This is a genomic window from Chlorobium sp., assembly GCF_049593655.1.
In the GTDB taxonomy this organism is placed as follows: Bacteria; Bacteroidota; Chlorobiia; order Chlorobiales; family Chlorobiaceae; genus Chlorobium.
Genome location: NZ_JBAWHG010000045.1, coordinates 1 through 16,160 on the forward strand (window position 1 = coordinate 1; position 16,160 = coordinate 16,160).

15 protein-coding genes and 1 pseudogene are annotated in these 16,160 nt (G+C 52.7%); 6 read left to right on the forward strand and 10 right to left on the reverse strand.

Features of this window, described 5'->3' with window-relative positions:
* Positions 1-108: 108 nt before the first annotated feature.
* From WBP50_RS07325 to WBP50_RS07335, 3 genes are all read right to left on the reverse strand, one after another.
* Positions 109-456, reverse strand: a complete 348-nt coding sequence (locus tag WBP50_RS07325; protein ID WP_423932891.1) for a hypothetical protein — start codon at positions 454-456, stop codon at positions 109-111.
* 31 nt (positions 457-487) lie between these two features.
* A complete protein-coding gene (locus WBP50_RS07330; RefSeq protein WP_423932893.1) occupies positions 488-1,270 on the reverse strand; it encodes a hypothetical protein in 783 nt (260 codons plus the stop codon).
* 518 nt (positions 1,271-1,788) lie between these two features.
* Complete coding sequence (locus WBP50_RS07335) at positions 1,789-2,016, reverse strand: hypothetical protein (protein WP_423932895.1); 228 nt, start codon at positions 2,014-2,016, stop codon at positions 1,789-1,791.
* Positions 2,017-2,469: 453 nt separating this feature from the next.
* Between WBP50_RS07335 and WBP50_RS07340 the strand changes: the two genes are divergently transcribed.
* Together WBP50_RS07340 and WBP50_RS07345 are read left to right on the forward strand one after the other, a co-directional pair.
* Positions 2,470-2,628 (forward strand): hypothetical protein, encoded by a 159-nt coding sequence (locus tag WBP50_RS07340; protein WP_423932897.1) that lies wholly within the window; start codon positions 2,470-2,472, stop codon positions 2,626-2,628.
* A gap of 240 nt (positions 2,629-2,868) precedes the next feature.
* Positions 2,869-3,609: a DUF2934 domain-containing protein gene (locus tag WBP50_RS07345; RefSeq protein ID WP_423932900.1), complete on the forward strand. Its 741-nt coding sequence runs from the start codon at positions 2,869-2,871 to the stop codon at positions 3,607-3,609.
* A gap of 56 nt (positions 3,610-3,665) precedes the next feature.
* On the opposite strand, the gene WBP50_RS07350 is transcribed toward WBP50_RS07345, so the two are convergent.
* Together WBP50_RS07350 and WBP50_RS07355 are read right to left on the reverse strand one after the other, a co-directional pair.
* On the reverse strand, positions 3,666-4,751 hold the full coding sequence (locus WBP50_RS07350; RefSeq protein ID WP_423932903.1) for an alkene reductase: 1,086 nt from the start codon (positions 4,749-4,751) through the stop codon (positions 3,666-3,668).
* Between the two features lie 159 nt (positions 4,752-4,910).
* Positions 4,911-6,887 carry a cation:proton antiporter gene (locus WBP50_RS07355; protein ID WP_423932905.1) on the reverse strand — a complete coding sequence of 659 codons (1,977 nt, stop codon included), beginning with the start codon at positions 6,885-6,887 and terminating at the stop codon, positions 4,911-4,913.
* Between the two features lie 905 nt (positions 6,888-7,792).
* Here WBP50_RS07355 and WBP50_RS07360 point away from each other — a divergent pair.
* The 3 genes from WBP50_RS07360 (at position 7,793) to WBP50_RS07370 (ending at position 10,491) form a co-directional block, all read left to right on the forward strand.
* Positions 7,793-8,248, forward strand: coding sequence for a hypothetical protein (locus WBP50_RS07360; protein WP_423932907.1), 456 nt, complete (start codon positions 7,793-7,795; stop codon positions 8,246-8,248).
* A 101-nt stretch (positions 8,249-8,349) separates the two neighbouring features.
* The gene (locus WBP50_RS07365; protein WP_423932908.1) at positions 8,350-9,219 is read left to right on the forward strand and encodes a UbiA family prenyltransferase; all 870 of its coding nucleotides are present in this window, start codon (positions 8,350-8,352) and stop codon (positions 9,217-9,219) included.
* A gap of 120 nt (positions 9,220-9,339) precedes the next feature.
* Positions 9,340-10,491, forward strand: coding sequence for an ATP-binding protein (locus tag WBP50_RS07370; RefSeq protein WP_423932909.1), 1,152 nt, complete (start codon positions 9,340-9,342; stop codon positions 10,489-10,491).
* Positions 10,492-10,872: 381 nt separating this feature from the next.
* On the opposite strand, the gene WBP50_RS07375 is transcribed toward WBP50_RS07370, so the two are convergent.
* Positions 10,873-11,163 (reverse strand): type II toxin-antitoxin system Phd/YefM family antitoxin, encoded by a 291-nt coding sequence (locus WBP50_RS07375; protein WP_423932911.1) that lies wholly within the window; start codon positions 11,161-11,163, stop codon positions 10,873-10,875.
* Between the two features lie 441 nt (positions 11,164-11,604).
* Between WBP50_RS07375 and WBP50_RS07380 the strand changes: the two genes are divergently transcribed.
* Positions 11,605-12,561, forward strand: coding sequence for a KamA family radical SAM protein (locus tag WBP50_RS07380; protein WP_423932913.1), 957 nt, complete (start codon positions 11,605-11,607; stop codon positions 12,559-12,561).
* An 80-nt stretch (positions 12,562-12,641) separates the two neighbouring features.
* Here WBP50_RS07380 and WBP50_RS07385 read toward each other — a convergent pair whose 3' ends face one another.
* From WBP50_RS07385 to WBP50_RS07400, 4 genes and pseudogenes are all read right to left on the reverse strand, one after another.
* Positions 12,642-13,079, reverse strand: a complete 438-nt coding sequence (locus tag WBP50_RS07385; RefSeq protein ID WP_423932916.1) for a transporter — start codon at positions 13,077-13,079, stop codon at positions 12,642-12,644.
* A 49-nt stretch (positions 13,080-13,128) separates the two neighbouring features.
* Positions 13,129-14,481: an MATE family efflux transporter gene (locus WBP50_RS07390; RefSeq protein WP_423932918.1), complete on the reverse strand. Its 1,353-nt coding sequence runs from the start codon at positions 14,479-14,481 to the stop codon at positions 13,129-13,131.
* 809 nt (positions 14,482-15,290) lie between these two features.
* Positions 15,291-15,602 carry a hypothetical protein gene (locus WBP50_RS07395; RefSeq protein ID WP_423932921.1) on the reverse strand — a complete coding sequence of 104 codons (312 nt, stop codon included), beginning with the start codon at positions 15,600-15,602 and terminating at the stop codon, positions 15,291-15,293.
* Positions 15,592-16,160: pseudogene (locus WBP50_RS07400) on the reverse strand (toll/interleukin-1 receptor domain-containing protein); the annotation flags it as partial. The gene WBP50_RS07395 and the pseudogene WBP50_RS07400, both read right to left, overlap by 11 nt.

Sequence of the window (16,160 nt, forward strand, 5' to 3'; positions counted from 1 at the left end):
GCATTGCGGCGTGAGGCCTGGAAGTGCCTGCGACCGTTCCTGCCGGTTTATCGGGCAATCCAGCGTGGCACACAAAAAACATGCTGCCGAACCCTGAAGACAGCGCATTCAATTTCTTGGATTCTTCGGTGCAAGCTCAACTGCTTCAGAATTATCAATCGTTGCTATGGTATCCTCTTTTTCTGATGGTTCCTTTTCATTTGCATAAACCGGCTCTTCGAACTGACGATTGTCATGCAAACCGGTCACGTTAACGGCGTTGCTGCCGATTTGCCCGACCTGTATCACACTCGGTACGTTTACAACAGGAACGGTGTTGCTGATCGGGACCGGAGGCGGCGGCGTAACCGGAGGCGGTGTCGGCGGTGGCGGTACTGGCAGATCGCAAGCCAGCAGCGGCGATGAAAGAAAAATCATGCCGACTGCAACCGAAAGAAACAGATGTTTTTTTTTCATGATTGCTCTCCTGTGTTGAGGGTTAATGAAACTAAAGCATAAATCCGGTGCCAATACCGGCTATCAAACGAACACCGTCACCGGAATTATCAGTGAGATCCGCCGCTCCTATCGTTATGACAATAGGGAGACGGTTATCGATGAGAAAGTTCTTTGATACACCAACATTCAGGTTAAGACCGTTCCAGTCGGCAATAACATTGAATTCATTGAACAATTCATAGGCTATATTGCCGAATACATAGGTTCCGTGCTCCCCTTTTCCATCAGCGATGTCCCATCCGCTTTTATTTCCGAAACGGCCGTTTCCTGCTCCGATACTGAAATGAAGCTTGGAGCTGTTAGTTTGCTCATTGACTAAAGCATCTCCGCCGAAGCTTTGACTGAATACGATGTAATAGCTTTCGTCGGTATCCCATTCATCCGTCTCGTTCAGAAAGATGTTTTCCACGCCGATACCTATGGCGGATGAACTTCCGAACGCGCGGAATGCGTGAAGATTCAGGGAAAAATCATCGAACTCTCCAAGATCGATTGCAAGCAGTGTAGCCTGCAGACCAAGATTTTTGTATGGGTTACCGATCCCGATTCCAAGTGCTGCTGCGGTTTCGAGTTCATCAGTGTAGGGGGCTGGTGTTGTAAAAGCCGCTCCTGCGTAGATGGTTCCGTAGGCATTCCCCCATGCAATGGGAGTTGTAAGCGACTTGCCGTGAATGTTCGGTGAAATCGGCTGTACTACCAGCGCCTCGGCAGGTGATGACAAGAGCATTGCGGCAGAACATAGCATTGGAAATGCGCCTTTTAATTTCTTCATCTGATCATTTTTTTTATTTGTTATCAATAAATCTCCGGGGGAAATAGTTTACAACTGAATAGCTTATGCTATAATAAAAAATGACTTATAAGCCTGCCAAGAGTATTCTCAGGCACAGCATCACCCATGCCGGTCATCGAAGGATTCAAATAATAACAGCCGATCTCAATTGTCGGAGGCGCCATTGAAGCACCATAGAAACCTTCAGATACCGACAACCAGCGCCTCACAGCAAAATCACAAGGTCAATAAAGAAATTATCATGATTATACGCTCATAATTACATAAAAACACATCATTTAAAACATAAAAACCTATTCCCTCTGCGCTTGAGGGATACGCTGTCTTGCATTTATTAATTGATTATTTATTGCTTGCGGCAGAGATAAGCGGATATCTCATTCATAACCCCGCATTGAGAGAAGCCTCGACTCAATCAGGAGCACTCATGACAATTCGACGTTCAAGCTTGTCGGCGATATTCCGGAATAGGTGCTGAAAGTCTGTCCCTGGCCTTTTCAGAGCTGACGTCTACTGCTCGCCAGAAGCAGAAGTAAGCCGCCAATCACAATAGCCGCTGCACCCGCCCATACAGGAATGTTGACCGTCTGCTTTTCCTTTATCGACAATTCGATCGATCCAGACTTGACCTCCCCGATCTTTTTGGTGTAGCTGAAACTACCGTAAACCAATCCCAGAACACCGGATAAAATCAGCACGATAGCCGCAATCCTGACTGTGTTCATCTCATCCCGTCCTTTTATCGAAAATTCCCTGATAACCATCACGGATATCGATCCCCGAGTGTAACAATCAAAGTCGGCATAAGACAAAACCCTGACGTTCTCCTGCCAATACGCCTCGATTCAATGTCAATGAGAAATTGACTCCGCTGTAATAGTAATGAAAAATAATTTGCAAAAAAAATAACTCTTTATATTAAAGCAAAAATAAACAAAGAAAAATCCATGCAAAAAGAACGTGATTCGACTCTCAGGAACCCTTGTAAACGGGATTATCCCCCGATGCAACTCATCGTTTTCCGCTTTTTCACTCCCTTTACCGTGTCATGAGCGATCAATGAGCAAGTCGGAAGGAGCCGGAAAAACCGAAGTGTACGCGGAACAGATGAGGATTAACGGGAGCCGCTGGTATAGAGGGCTGCAGCCGGGTTGTGCGCGAAAACCCTCTCCTTGACGATGAGCGTCGTCGCCAGAGCATCGGTCTTCGACGATCTCTCCGGGACAGAAATCCGGAAACCGGCTCTCCTGCCTGTAGCAGTTCAGGAACCCGCAATCCGAACAGCCCGCATCATGCGAAGCGCCGTTCTTTTTCTGATGCCCACTATCCATGGATAGAAATGATTTATTCCCTGAAATCAGATTTGCTTTCATAAAACCGAAAACTTTCGGAACACGAATGCAAACCTTTTTCTTGTACCCGACAGCTCAACTGCGTATTTTTTTCATGTTGATTCGCTGCGGTAAACGGCTTTTTTTCCGTCCGGAAACAGCTATCTTCTGCTGCACCCAAACATCCTGTGTCCGGACGCAGTAGCCCCTTGCCCTCTCAACCTTTTAAACCGAGGAAAACCGCCCATGGCGAAAATCACCGAACAAGAGATCCGGACGCTTGCCTACAAACTCTGGCTGGAGCAGGGCTGTCCCGTCAATAACCGCCCGGAAGATGACTGGACGGAGAGCGAATGGCAACTGATGACGGAAACAGGATTGAACGAAACCGAATCGGCACAGGCACAGGGAGAACACGCCGATCCCGCGTCGCACTCTTCTTACGATCCATTCAAGATCGGTCCGAGAAACGATTACCAGAACAAAATCTCTTTTGGCGGCGAAGACGGCAAACTGCGGTGGATAGATAATTTCCGCGTACTGGGCACGCTCGATACCGACATCCTGCGCGACTTCAAAAAATGCTGTCCCAAGTCGTACGGGAATTTTCTGGTTGTATTCAAAACAGGATCCGTTGCGGAAAACAGGAGCGAAATTGAAGCAAACTGTTTCTACCTGAACAACGACGATGCCGCCATTTATGCAAACGAATCCCTGTGCGATGCACTGAATGGAGCCATCAACCCGTTCGCCCCGATGCACAGAACCGGCCCCGACTACCCTCCCTATATCTCCGGAGCGACCAATGCGACCAATGTCGAAATTCTGATACCATACAAAATCGTCAACGATTCGGGTGAAACCATCTGGTGCAAATCTCTGGAATACAACCCTGCAAGCGGACTGTGGCGGTATGACGATTGTCAGGCTATCAAAGCCTATACGACATCCGACAGGGTTGTTCTGGCCATGTTCGAACGGAAGTAACCCGGTACAAGGTTACCCCCCTTTCGGTCCGGTGCAACCCGTACCGGCCACCCCCTTCAAAACGGGGATGAGAGCGCCGGATAGTCGGTATATCCCTTCGACCCTGGAGAATAAAACGTATCCATATCGGGAGTGTTCAGCGCCGCTCCGGTTTTAAAGCGCTCGGCAAGATCGGGATTGGCAAGAAAATGCCTTCCGAAAGCCACGAGATCGCACCTGCCCGCAGCCAGATCGCTTTCGGCCCGAACGGCATCGTAACCGCCGGAAAGGATCAGCACCCCGCTGAACGCGGAGCGGAACATCGCCTTGATGCCCTCCGGCACCACCGGCGCTCCCATCGATGAGTGGTCCACAATGTGAAGGTACGCAGGAGCCGAAACTTCGAGCCGGCCGGCAAGATAGGCGTAATCAGCCTCCATGCCGTCATACAGCGGCATGTCGTTGAACACCCCGAAGGGGGAAAGCCTTATGCCCACGCGCTCCCTGCCGACGGCCCCGATCACCGCATCCACCACTTCGAGCACAAACCGCGCTCGGTTTTCCATGGAACCGCCGTACCGGTCGGTGCGAAGGTTCGTATTGGGGCGGATGAACTGTTCAAGCAGGTAGCCGTTCGCGCCGTGCAGCTCCACGCCGTCGAATCCCGCCGCCACGGCATTGCGGGCGGCATCGGCATATTCGGCGACGGTGGAGCGTATATCCTCCGCGCTCATGGCCTCCGGTACGGGAAAAGGCTGCAGCCCAGCCCCATCCGTGTACATCGTGCCGGCAGCCGCAACGGCTGAAGGCGCAAGCACACGGGCGCTTCCGGGCATGTTCAGCGGATGGGATATCCGCCCGCAGTGCATGACCTGCAGAAACATTTTTGAGCCCTTTGCATGCACCGCTCCGGTAACGGCTCTCCATCCCTCGATTTGCGCCAGGGAAAATATTCCCGGTATGCGCGGGTAACCCAGACCGTTCGGCGAAGAGGAGGTTCCCTCGGTGATGATGAGCCCCGCCGATGCGCGCTGTGCGTAATACTCGGCCATAAGCGCATTGGGAAGGTTGCCGGTCGCCCGGCTGCGCGTCATGGGCGCCATCACCATACGGTTCTGAAGCGCTGTCGGGCCGAGCGTTGCCGGAGTGAACAGTATCGACATGGTAAAATCCCCTGGTTTGTTCCGCTATTGCAGCTATTGCAGTCAATTTCCTCCATTAACACATTTCCCTGCCCCGCAGTTCAGCGTGCGCCCCATGAACGACAATCCATGCTGAGCGTTTCCGGCTCATCGGGCATTCAGGCAATACGGCAGGCCCTCTCAGCCGACAAGAAATTGTTCGGCCTGATCCAGTGCCAGGGCGTTCCCGGAGAGCACGAGCACATCGTCCGCAAGGAGCATGGTATCGGCAGAGGGCTCCATCTGCCGCTCGCCTTTGCGGACGATCGCAGTGACCATGACCGCTTTCAGATCGAGGTCGCCCAGCCGCTTCCCTTCGGCGTTGCTTCCCGGCGTCAGCACGACAGGCCGCAGCCGGTCGGCCGTGTATTCGAATACCCCTTCGGTCATGAGGGCATTGCCCTTGAAAAACTCTCTGAGAAACTGGTAGTGCCCTTCGCGCTGATCCTGGAGGCAGCGCAGAACGCGGTCGGCAGGAACATTGAGCAGAAGCAGCACATGCAATGAAATCATCAGACTGGCTTCGAGCGTTTCGGGAACCACTTCCGTGGCGCCGGCCTGCCGCAGTTCTTCGAGATGACTTTCATCGCGGGTACGGACCATTACGGGTATATCGGGACGAAGCGCGCGGATATGATGCAGGGTCTTGAGGGCGTTTGCCACATCTTCGTGACTGATGACGACCATTTTGGCGGCATCGATACCGATGGTTTCCAGCATGTCACGCTCGGAAGCGTCCCCGTAAAAAACCGGCTCGCCTGCAAGATGGGCCTCCTTCACTCTTGAAGCGTCCATGTCGAGCGCCACATAGGGTATGGCTTCCTTTTCCAGAAAATGCGCCACGCTCTGGCCGATGCGCCCGTAACCGCAGATAATTACATGATCGCGGGTCTGCGAAGGAATTTCACCGGGAACCTGACTTTTCTCGTCGCTTTCACTCCCCGGTTTCCCTCCGGTGAACAAACGGGCCAGTTCGTGGTTGTAGCGGATGAAAAACGGCGCGAGAATCATCGAAAAAAGGACCGACGTCAGCACGATCTGTCCGGTACGCGAATCGAGCGACCGGGAGTCGAGAGCGATGGCAAGCAGGGCGAAACCGAACTCGCCGCCTACGGCAAGAAGCCAGCCTGTCCGCCATGAGGTAACCGGATCGATACCGCTCATCCTCACGATCTGCGACACCAGCAGGGTCTTGAACAGCATGAGGATAAGGGCGCCGAGCAGGGCAAAATGCCATATCGCAGGAAGGGAGGCAAGATCGAAAAGCATGCCGATTCCAATGAAAAACAGGCCAAGCAGCACGTCCCTGAACGGCCGGATGGTCGATTCCACCTGGTGACGGAACTCCGTTTCACCCAGCATCATTCCTGCAAGGAAAGCCCCGAATGCCATCGAAAGCCCAAGGCTGCTGGTGATCCATGCCGCAACAAGCGAAACAAGCAGCACCGTGAGGGTGAATATCTCGGCCGAACGGCGCTCCGAAGCCATATGGAAAAGCGGCCGCAATGCCCAGCGTCCGATAACGAACACCAGCGCGAAAGCGGCTATCGCCTTGGCGAAGGCCCAACCGAGGGATGTGGCCAGTAAACCGGCGCCGAATGTGGACGCGGCCAGTACCGGAATGACGACGACGAACGGCACGGCCGTGACATCCTGGAATACGGACAGGGCGACGCCGAGCCGTCCATGCCGGGTATTTTCCTCCCCCTGTTCGGCAAGCTGCTTGCTGATGATGGTTGTCGATGACTGGGCAAAGATGGCACCCACTACGAAGGCGACCATCGGCGAAAGACCGGAAAGCCAGAGAAGGAGCCCGACGGCAATCGTGGTAAGCAGCACCTGCGCGGTGCCCAGACCAAGCACCAGATGGCGGAGGGCGTGGATCTGCGGAAGCGAAAAGTTGAGGCCGATGGTGAACAGCAGAAATACGATGCCGAATTCCGCCAGTTCCCGGATCGGCTGCACATCGAGTACGGGCCCTTTGGTATGGGGGCCAAGTATGACGCCGACCAGAAGATAGCCGAGGCTCGAGGGAATGCGCATCCTCTGAAAAACGATCACCACGGCTACGGTGAGAGCAAGAAGCAACAGAATCTGCGGAAAGAAGTGTTCAATCATGACCAATTGTTTACGTGTTTATCTATACATAACGACGGATGACGCCCCGTTTCCCGCACCTTGCATTTGCAAAAACCTTTTCTTTCAGGGCGGCACATCCGGAGTAAAGGCCCGGTTACCGGATAACCGGACCGTCGGCGAGAAGATGCAGCATCACGCTGCCGCCATCGAATGGATGCATCGAATCCGGCAGGAAGAGGGACCGGATGCCTCGGGAACTCCTTCCGGGACGACCCGATACCATGAAGTGCCGCAGCGCGGGGAATGCCTGCGGATGGACAATGCAGTGCAACACGCTTCAATCGCGTATCCGGCATCCGCAGGAAAAACGGACGCAAAAAAAATCGAGCCGATCGCAGCCTGCAGCCCTGTTACAACATCCTTATCACGTTAATTAAAAACAAAATACCGGCGTTGTCCAAGGCGATTTTCTTTTAAAATCCGCACCTTTCTGCGCATCGCGGAACCGAATCCCCTCCGTCAACCCCGATCGCCACGAAACCCTGAAGTGAACGTTCAGGATTACGCCCAGCCAGAAGATTAACGCTTTAGGCTATCCAAGGGTTCACGATCGTGCGCACATCTCGCCGGTCGGCATAGCCGCAAGGGGAGCGGAATGTTGCCGCACGCCATCCATTCGGCCCTGCCTCACCGCAATTGCTCCCGTCAAAAAAACAATTGTCCGAAGTCTCCGCCTACGCGACCGCACTCCCCGAAACATGCTTTATTTTCCGAAGCAAAGTTGCCGGAACTGCAACTTTTTATGTTTGCCAGGCTGTTTTTATTGACTGGCTCACCTGATGATTTTGCTTCCCCCCATAATCAATACCGGCAGTCAGGGCTTTTCTTGAAATGCAGTACCGGACGATCCGTATTAATCAATCAACACGCGAAGGGAGAAGACCATGAAAAAGATTGTGCTGTTTATTTTTGGCGCCGCGATGATGTTTATCGCCCTGAACACCGCCATTGCCGCGAATCCGTCGGTAACGGTCGGGCAGAAAGAGGGTATCGGCAGCTATCTTGCCGACGGCAGCGGTAAAACGCTCTACTGGTTTAAAAAAGATTCCAAAAACACAAGCGCCTGCACGGGTGCCTGTCTGGAAAAGTGGCCGGCATTTTTCGGCGGTGCCGTGTTCACCGTTCCTCCATCCCTCAAGGCAACCGATTTCGGCGCCATGGACCGGCCTGACGGGAAGAAACAGAGCACCTTCCGCGGATATCCGCTCTACTATTACGCCATGGACCTGAAGGCCGGCGATACGAACGGCCATAAACTCAACGAGGTCTGGTTCGTCATCGACCCCGGCAAATTCCCGCCGGTGGCGAAACAGGATAGCGGATCGCCCACAGCGAAATAGTTTCAGGCCCCTCTGTAACGGGTGATGAGCAATCGAGTTGCAGGCAGGACGGAATCGTTACAGAGGGGCCCTTTACAATCAACCGGGAGGAAGAACAGAACGTGCCGCACTACTTCTTCAGAAACAAACTGCATCTGTCGCTTCTCTCCTCGCTCGGAGCCGCGAGCTGGTCGCTGTATTTCGATATTCCGGTCAGCGGATGGGCCGTCCTGACGGTGTTCTTCCTGACCTTCTCGATCTACCAGGACAACCGGCTTACCGACGAAGGCGAAGACGCCACGAACGACCCGGAAGGGCTGAAAAACGCAATCCGGCACGAAGCGCTTATCACCTACGCGACCTTCTACCTGCTCTCCCTGGTCTCACTCGTCACAGCCTTTCAGTTCGGGCAGCCTGCGTTCCTGACGACGGCGCTCGTCATCCTCATCGGCTTTCTGTACAACCACAAATGCTTTCCCCCTTTCCTCTCCCGTCGCCTGAACGGAGCGCGGCGTCTGAAAGACATCTACATCGTCAAGAATCTCACCCCTCCCATCGACTGGGCCACCGCGCTCGTCTTTCTGCCCCTGTTTTTCGAAGGAGAGGCGCTGTCGCTGAAAGCCTGGATCTGCTGGGGGTATGTGTTCATATGCGCGTTTTTCGTGGAGGTGATGTGGGACATGCGCGACCACCGGGGCGACCGTATGAGCGGCATCAAAACCATCGCCAACACGCTCTCCTTCGCGCAAACGAAACGGTTTCTCATCGTCACGAGCCTGATAAGCGGACTGCTCCTGCTCTATTTCACTTCCTCGGAAAATCTGCCGGCTTCCACCTATTACCTTCTGGCGAACAACGTCGCCGTGATCGTGATCGCAAGCCTGTACAAGGAGAACAAAACGGCCTTCATGCGCAGGATCAGCGACTATACCATTCTTCTGGCCTCCGTGCTCTTTGTCTCCTTCGGCCTGATCGCTTTTTACTCGAACTGACCTTTTTTCCTCATCGCAACGGACAACGCCTCCCCGTCCGGGTTCCTCGCTATCCACACATTTTATACAATTTGAATTTTCAACTTTAAAATTGTATAATTTTCTATGATCTATCGAAACATGACAGCAACCCTTCAGCGGTTGGCCAACGCATTTCCTGTTATTGCGATAACCGGACCAAGGCAATCGGGAAAAACAACGCTGGCAAAATCCGTTTTTGCCGGCAAGCCTTATGTTACGCTTGAAGATCCTGCAGAACGGGCATTCGCGATGGAAGACCCGAAAGGATTCCTTCAGCGGTTTCGTGATGGAGCCATCTTCGATGAGGCGCAACGCTGGCCTGATCTGTTTTCGTACCTTCAGGGCATGGTTGACGAAGCACCGGTTCCCGGAAAATTCATCGTAACCGGTTCACAGCAATTCGGACTGCTCTCCGGAGTAAGCCAGTCGCTTGCCGGCCGCGTGGGCATGACCACGCTGCTCCCGTTATCGCTGTCGGAAATACCGGGAGTTGGCGAGCATTCGATATCTCTCGACCATCTGCTCCTGCAGGGATGCTATCCCGCCCTTCATGCCCGAAACATGCTGCATGGCGACTGGTTTTCCAGTTATACGGCAACCTATATCGAAAGGGATGTCCGGCAGGTCATAAAAATTCAGGATCTGTCGGTCTTCCAGCGCTTTGTGCGCCTCTGTGCAGGGAGAAACGGACAGATGCTGAACCTGCATGCTCTTGCGGGCGAAACAGGCATTTCCCATACAACCGCCCGTTCATGGCTTTCGGTTCTCGAATCGAGTTACCTTGTTCATCTGCTTCCGCCATACTACAGAAACTTCGGAAAGAGGCTCGTAAAAACGCCGAAGCTCTATTTTATCGATCAGGGTCTTGCCTGCTGGCTTCTTGGCATCCGTTCATCCGAACTTCTTGCCATTCATCCCCTGAGAGGAGCAATTTTTGAATCATGCATCGTCAGCGAATGCCTCAAAGCCCGGTATAACCGTGGACTTCCTGCCGACCTCTACTTCTGGCGCGACAACAACGGGCTCGAAGCCGATATTGTTTTTGAAAGGGGCAGAATGCTTCAGCCGATAGAAATAAAATCAGGCCAGACCATTACCGGCGACTATATCCGCTCAGGCCTCAAAGCCGCACGATTTGCCGCTGACGAGGCGCTTCAGCCCTGGCTGATCTACGGAGGTGACGATTCATACGAAAGAGGCGGAGTAAGCGTCATGAGCTGGCGCAACTGCGCACAATGGGCAGAGCCCTGAACGGCGCGCGTCTGTCCGGTTTCTCTTCAGGGCACCACTATAAAGTGAGATGAGCGATCAAAGTGCAAGCTCCATAAAGGAGCGCGAGTATAGCAGCGCGGACGGAGCGGAGAAACCGGAGTGTACACGTAATACATGAGGATTTCGAGCACCGACCAACGCAGCAATTTGGGTGCGCAATAACTTTATAGAGGTACCCTTCAATACCTTGCAGACTTATTGTGAATCAGGATCGATGCTCCGAAGTCTCATGCAGCTCCTGCGGAGCTGGATGTGGGAGGGAGGGAGCGCTTATCTACCGACATTGCACCCCTGCGGGGTTTGAAGAGGCATGAACGTGCCCTATTCCTTTATCGACAGCAACGCTTGTCCAAACCACCTTCATTGATTTGCGGATGCACGTTTCTCTTTCATCTTTTTCCTTACCCCTTCCGTATCGTACACTTCCCCGGCTTCAGCCGCCAGAAGCCCAAGGCCGACTGATTCGGCAAATTGCCTCCGATACACCAGCGCATCATATTCAGCCGGAGAAAGCAGCACCCCTGCAGGCCGGCCGTTCTGGGTGATAATGAGCGGATGCCCCGTATCCTGAACCTTTTTCAGGCAGGCAGAGATTCCCGTCTTGAACTCACCAAGAGGAATGATATCGCTTGAAATCCGTATGGTTTTCATAAAAAAGAGCATTATTAAGAACTGAATTCAGACCTTTTTTCAGTGTTTAATATAACAACAATACTTGTCCCTCTGAAACAAAACCGTGCTGGAAGAGGGAGGAGGGAGCGCTTCTCTACCGACATTGCACCCCTGCGGGGTTTGAAGAGGCATGAACGCGCGACATGCCGGCAGCACAGGCAACCCATCCACCCCTTTATTCAGACCGGACATGTCGGGAGCGGTATACCGGTTAAAAAAGAAGCGACACAGGCGCTCTCTCCAAAGTAAACGTTGACGTGGTTATGAACGCGCCCTCAACATATCGTTCCAAAAAACAAAACAGGAGTCGCGCCCTTGAGATGTTACGCTGACGTAACAATGTTTTGAGCTACATTATTTCCGCGAAAAATAAAGTATCGATGGAGGCAATAACTGGAGAAGACGATGAACGGGAGGTGCGTGAAACACGATCTTATCACCACACAGGAGCAGCTCGCTGAATATGTCACGCTGACCGATGCAGAGAAAGAGGGAATCTGCAAGTGCAGACCGGTCATGCCGATGAAAATCACGAGGCATTATGCGGAGTTGCTGGATCGCGACAATCCTGACGATCCGCTCAGGAAGCTTGTCATTCCTTCAGTCGAAGAGCTGGTGCGATACCCCGATGATGAAGCGCTGGATATGCATCGGGACGAGGCCAAATATCAGCCGGTTGAAGGAATCATCCACCGCTATCCGGGCAAGGTTTTGCTTATGTACACTACCGCCTGTTTTTCCCACTGCCGTTTTTGCTTCAGGTCGGAGAAAGTCGCGTCAACTCTTGACGGACGGCGGCTCGACAAGGCCATCGAGTATCTGCGAAAAAACGAATCGATCCGTGACGTGATCTTCACGGGCGGTGACCCGATGTACGGAAACCCCGATCGCCTGGAACACGCATTGTATGAAGTTCGCTGCATTCCCCATGTGGAGATCATCCGCATTACTACCCGTGCGCCCATATTCGCCCCGGAAATCTTTACCAGTGAGTTGATCGAGATGCTCAGCTGGTTTAAACCCCTCATCATGATCACCTCGTTTATTCATCCGCGAGAGTTGAGTGACGAGGTGTGCAGCGTGCTCGACCGTCTTTCCGATGCCGGAATCGTGCTTCTCCAGCAGGGGCCGATTCTCAAGGGCATCAACGACGATGTAGACACCCTGAGAACGATGTACGAAAAGCTGGTTCAGCATCGCACTATGCCCTACTACGCTACCTGGGGCATCGTTTCTCCCGGCAACCGCCACTTCATGCTCGACGGTGAAAGCGCACGCAAGCTGATAACGCAGCTGGAGAACACCACCTCCGGCTTCTGCATTCCGCATCTCAGCACCCTCGATCAGAACAATAACAAGACCCGCTCTATCGGATGAAACGGCTATCGATAAGCCGTGCCTGCACGCGGAGGGAACCTTCCGGCAATGCAGGCAGGCGGTGCCTCTCGACCAAAGGGTTAGGCCTTGGACTGCCCGATAGAGAATAAGATGACCGTAACAATCGCAGCGACGATTGCCGCCATGTGATACGCATTTACTGGCTCCCTGAGTAGAAGAATACCAACAACTACCGTAGTTGTTACGATTGAAATGACTGCATACAAAATGTAGGGCGATACGCCAAAATTTGCATAGAGCAGATTGAAACCAAGATAGGTGAGAAATAGCCCAATGCCGCTGACGATGACGAGTCCCGGATTTTGACGAATGCCCTCCCAACTAACCGGGCCAACTACCGGAGAGGTAAACAAAGCTAATAGACAAGCCACCATTGCGCTGGCGCCAACAAACACCAGCCCGTTACTCATACCGGCGGATTGCCTCTGACCATATGCAAACAACGCATTTCCGGTCGCCGCAATAAATGCAAAAAAAACAGGCAGGATGAGTTTCATGTGATGTAAGGCTTAACGTGGCCGCTGCAACCGGTTGTCAGGTAAATGTCTATACATGTGCAAACAATTTTTTGTGTATCCTATGAATCAGTAGGAGTGCCACTCCCAGTACCAGCAATTCCGCCAGCGGGATTGCCGCCCAAACACCATTAATACCGATAAATATTGGTAACACAGTGACACCAATCAGCAAGAACACCAAACCACGCAGCACAGCAATGATAAATGAATTTGTAGCTTCGCCCAGTGCAGTGAAATAGGCGATAATCAGCACGTTAAGTCCGTTTACTAAAAACACGAAAGCGAAGATGTGCAAGCCATCAGCAGCGATCCGGAACGCCTGACTTTCACGGCTATCGAAAAACAACAGCATTGCATGGCCTCCGAATAACTGCAACACGACAAACACCACGACACCGATACTCATATTGACCCCTGCGGCAAAGCGAAATAATCGCTTCACCCGCTCGTAGTTTCCGGCTCCGTAATTGTAGCTCAGTACCGGGATCAGACCATCCGAAACTCCGAGGAACAACAAAACACCGATGAAGTTAACGAAGTTGATGGCAGTGAACGCAGCCACGCCGTCAGCCCCCAACAGACGAACGACGGTGAGATTGATGATCAGAATACTGATCGCAGCCGCCATTTCAGACACACCTTCGGATGAGCCGTTGTAAGCGGCGCGGCGCAATATCTGCATGTTGAAACGCCCCTTCAGCATCGACAGCCGTTGTTTGGGATTAAAGGTGATACTCCCGGAAATCAACAATCCAATGGTGAAAGCCAGACCAGTGGCCACGCTCGCTCCAGTCGTGCCCAAGTCCAATCCCATCACTAAATAGACCGTCAGTACCACATTGATCGCCACGCTGAGTGACATGATAATCATCGAGAACCCGGGATGACCCAATGCCTTCAGCATCGCATCGGAATAAAAGCATAAAGTCAGCGGCAATATGAACAGCAAAAGCCCTTTAAGGTAGGCAAGAGAGTACGGCAGCAAGCGCTCGTCGGCCCCCATCAGTGAGGTCAGCGGTTCAGCGAACAGAACCAGGAAAACCGTTGCTATCAAACTGACCGCTACCAGCGCCCAAAAGCCAGTAGACATAGCGTCCTGCGCCTTTTCTGTGTTTTTGCGACCCAGTTCCATACTGACCTGAGTCTGGCTTCCGATGCCGACGATCAGCGCCAACACCATAATAAAGCTGAAAAACGGCAGAATGATGTTGATCCCGCCCAGAGCATCTGGCCCCAGATGATTTCCCACTACGATACCATCTACCAGACTCTGCACGCCAAAAAATACCATCGTGACGACGCTTGGTAGTGCGTATTTCAGAAAGATACTGCTGAATGGGGCTCGTTCCAGTAAGTGCTTATCGTCTAAATTGCTTTTCATAAATGACTTATCTGCCTAACGTACTAACTCGGCGAACTGCGGACAGCAAGGCTGGCCGACGGTCCGATGGATTGACAAGTTAGGCATAATATTTACTCCTCAAATTCTTGAGTGGTACGTGGCAGTAATTTAACTATCGAAAAACAGAGCTTCCGGCTCTGTCGAGCAACCGTTCACCTGGTTCTCACCATATAGCCAACCGCATTCGTCATCACTCCCAACCGTCTTCCAGTCCCGGCCATCGATACGGCGTGCTTGCAGACAAACTTCGGCGTCAGGGTCTTTTTCCTCGATGCCAACTCCCGTTCCTGCTGCCGGATCACAGAAACAGTTCCGTTATTCCCCTCTTCAACCAACACCTGCTCAATATTCCCTCTAATCGGACTTGAGCTTTCATCGGGAGTTAACGGCAAAAACAAAAGTTTTCGACTTCTTTCAGCACTTTCCTGAGGCGCAACACCAAATTCCTTTCAGCGAATTGTTTTTGAAAAGGCATGGGCGCAAATCCCGGCGCGAGAGCTATCCTCTTTTCTCCTCAGTCCCGTAGGGACGACATACCGGTAGCACAAGCAACCCACCCCCTACCAGACTCTTGTATCCAGCCTCATCCACCGCTACGTTTCAGGCAAAACCTCATCCTGAATCCCGAAGCCGAACGAATCGTTCAGGCTGTTTTCCGGATTATAAGGGCGACAAACAAAAAACCGTTTCGCATTTCCCGGAACATGTAAACTATTCTTTCGATGTATGTTAGAGTGTTTTTACTTACGGATCAACATCCCCAAGTCTCCCAGCAAATCAACCGACAGTCAGGCACTTGCCTCCGACCACAACGCGTACGCCAGCAATGCCTCGTCAGCGGCTATTCCCGCCTCAAGCTCCGCCGGGTACCATTCGATGACATGCGCCAGAAATCTCGCGACATACTCCTTCTGCCGCGGCGTGGCGCAGCACAGCAATTGGTTTTCCCTTCCGGCATAGGTCAGGTGGAAAAGCATCTGGCCGAAATAGAAATCGCTTTTCATGGTCTCCAGGGCGAGTGAACGTCCCGGTTCACCTTTGGCACTGACGACGCGAAGCTGCGGCAGGGACGTCGGGTGGAACCGATGGTTAGCGGTCATATCGAGGCCGCACGAACTGGATTAGTGACGTGCGTCCTTGAATGTGCAACACGCGAACCTGCATTACCACCCCGTTGCAATCCTCTAGCTCAAAGGGATGATTAACTTTGAATGTGGCTGGCTGGTTCTCTCCTCCGTTGATAGCGATATTGTCGGCGTATAAATACGTTCTGTTGCTGGTATCCAGAATCGGATTTAGGCGCCCCTCAAGACCGGGTATGTAACCGGTGCTGTGACACAGCACTGACCCTGTGTTCTCAGTTGGCGCCAACGATACCTGAATATCCTCAGCCGGGTCCCACGACGGAATCACGGCTCCCGGAAAATCTGCGTGCGCGACAAGCAGTTGATAGCTTCGGCGAGTTGGAATCGTGAGAGTTACGACGCCACTGGAGTCGGTCTTTCCTGTTTTCGTTGTGTCGTTATCTGCAATGGCGATGACCGTCGCTGCAGACACGGCAGCTCCTGACGTGGACATTACCGATATGCGAGGCGTTTTTGGGTCAACACGTGGGATCGTTGCCGTTGAGAACAGCGCTTTGCGGACTGCGTAAGACG

Bases quoted from the DNA above. Each gene is read 5' to 3' on its own strand.
- WBP50_RS07390 (WP_423932918.1), bottom strand. From the start codon at position 14,481: ATGAAAAGCAATTTAGACGATAAGCACTTACTGGAACGAGCCCCATTC.
- WBP50_RS07325 (WP_423932891.1), bottom strand. From the start codon at position 456: ATGAAAAAAAAACATCTGTTTCTTTCGGTTGCAGTCGGCATGATTTTT.
- WBP50_RS07350 (WP_423932903.1), bottom strand. From the start codon at position 4,751: ATGTCGATACTGTTCACTCCGGCAACGCTCGGCCCGACAGCGCTTCAG.
- WBP50_RS07340 (WP_423932897.1), top strand. From the start codon at position 2,470: ATGAGCGTCGTCGCCAGAGCATCGGTCTTCGACGATCTCTCCGGGACA.
- WBP50_RS07375 (WP_423932911.1), bottom strand. From the start codon at position 11,163: ATGAAAACCATACGGATTTCAAGCGATATCATTCCTCTTGGTGAGTTC.
- WBP50_RS07370 (WP_423932909.1), top strand. From the start codon at position 9,340: ATGACAGCAACCCTTCAGCGGTTGGCCAACGCATTTCCTGTTATTGCG.
- WBP50_RS07355 (WP_423932905.1), bottom strand. From the start codon at position 6,887: ATGATTGAACACTTCTTTCCGCAGATTCTGTTGCTTCTTGCTCTCACC.
- WBP50_RS07385 (WP_423932916.1), bottom strand. From the start codon at position 13,079: ATGAAACTCATCCTGCCTGTTTTTTTTGCATTTATTGCGGCGACCGGA.
- WBP50_RS07335 (WP_423932895.1), bottom strand. From the start codon at position 2,016: ATGAACACAGTCAGGATTGCGGCTATCGTGCTGATTTTATCCGGTGTT.
- WBP50_RS07345 (WP_423932900.1), top strand. From the start codon at position 2,869: ATGGCGAAAATCACCGAACAAGAGATCCGGACGCTTGCCTACAAACTC.
- WBP50_RS07395 (WP_423932921.1), bottom strand. From the start codon at position 15,602: ATGACCGCTAACCATCGGTTCCACCCGACGTCCCTGCCGCAGCTTCGC.
- WBP50_RS07330 (WP_423932893.1), bottom strand. From the start codon at position 1,270: ATGAAGAAATTAAAAGGCGCATTTCCAATGCTATGTTCTGCCGCAATG.
- WBP50_RS07360 (WP_423932907.1), top strand. From the start codon at position 7,793: ATGAAAAAGATTGTGCTGTTTATTTTTGGCGCCGCGATGATGTTTATC.